Source organism: Polaromonas sp. P1_E3, from assembly GCF_056405935.1.
Genome location: NZ_JBFUBD010000604.1, coordinates 1 through 1,276, shown reverse-complemented (window position 1 = coordinate 1,276; position 1,276 = coordinate 1). Strand labels below are relative to the sequence as shown.

The following is a 1,276-nucleotide window of genomic DNA, read 5'->3' as shown; positions in this document are numbered from 1 at the left end:
GTACCAGGAAGCGATGAAGTTCGCCAAGCAGCTGTCCGCCAACCGCGGCACCATCCTGATGGTGGGCACCAAGCGCCAGGCCCGCGAAATCGTCGCCACCGAAGCCAAGCGCGCCGGTGTTCCTTACGTTGACCAGCGCTGGCTGGGCGGCATGCTGACCAACTTCAAGACGGTCAAGACCTCCATCAAGCGCCTGAAGGAAATGAAGGCCCAGCAGGAAGCCGGCCTTGATTCCATCAGCAAAAAAGAACAGCTCACTTTCAAGCGCGAAATCGAAAAGCTTGAAAAAGACATCGGCGGCATCCAGGACATGAATGCACTGCCGGACGCCATTTTCGTGATCGACGTGGGTTTCCACAAAATTGCGATCCTGGAAGCCAAGAAGCTCGGCATCCCCCTGATCGGCGTGGTTGATTCCAACCACTCGCCTATCGGCATCGATTACGTGATCCCCGGCAATGACGACTCCTCCAAGGCTGTCGCCCTGTATGCCCGCGGTATCGCCGACGCGATCATCGAAGGCCGTGCCAACGCCGTGAACGACGTCGTCAAGGCCGTTTCGGCTGAGAGCTCGGACGAGTTCGTGGAAGTGGAAAACGCAGCCGCCTGATAGTTTCCGGCTCTGCGCCAGACGCGAAAAAGGGGCTCGCGTAGCCCCTTTTTCACAACCAAACGAAAAGCTGGGTGCGAATTGATCGCTTCCAGCGTGTCAAAAAGACAAACGGAGAATCAAAAATGGCAATTACTGCAAGCATGGTCGCTGAACTGCGCGCCAAAACCGACGCCCCCATGATGGAGTGCAAGAAGGCACTGACCGAGGCTGAAGGCAACTTCGAAAAAGCGGAAGAAATCCTGCGCGTCAAGCTCGGCAGCAAGGCCGGCAAGGCTGCTTCCCGCGTTACCGCTGAAGGCGTCGTTGCCGCGCACCGCGAAGGTGATGTGGGCGCGCTGGTGGAAGTCAACTGCGAAACCGACTTCGTGACCAAAAACGACAGCTTTCTGGCTTTCACCAAAGCCGTGGTCGAAGGCATCGTCAAGAATAACCCTGCTGATGTGGAAGCCGTTGGCGCCATGCCCCTGACGCTGGACGGCTTTGGCCCGACGGTGGAAGACGTGCGCAAGGGCCTGATCGGCAAGATCGGCGAAAACATGAGCGTGCGCCGCTTCAAGCGTTTCTCGGGCAGCAAGCTGGCTTCTTACCTCCACGGCACGCGTATCGGCGTGGTGGTGGAGTTTGAAGGCGACGAAGCCGCCGCCAAGGATGTCGCCATGCATG

The 1,276-nt window shown here is 58.4% G+C and carries 2 protein-coding genes; both read left to right on the top strand.

Annotated elements, in window-relative coordinates; genetic code table 11:
- Window positions 1-610: 30S ribosomal protein S2 (rpsB, locus tag AC1D0Z_RS22100; RefSeq protein WP_477660289.1), on the top strand; the 610-nt coding region annotated here is incomplete at its 5' end.
- Between the two features lie 125 nt (window positions 611-735).
- A partial coding sequence (gene tsf / locus AC1D0Z_RS22095) for a translation elongation factor Ts (protein ID WP_477660288.1) occupies window positions 736-1,276 on the top strand: 541 nt, incomplete at its 3' end.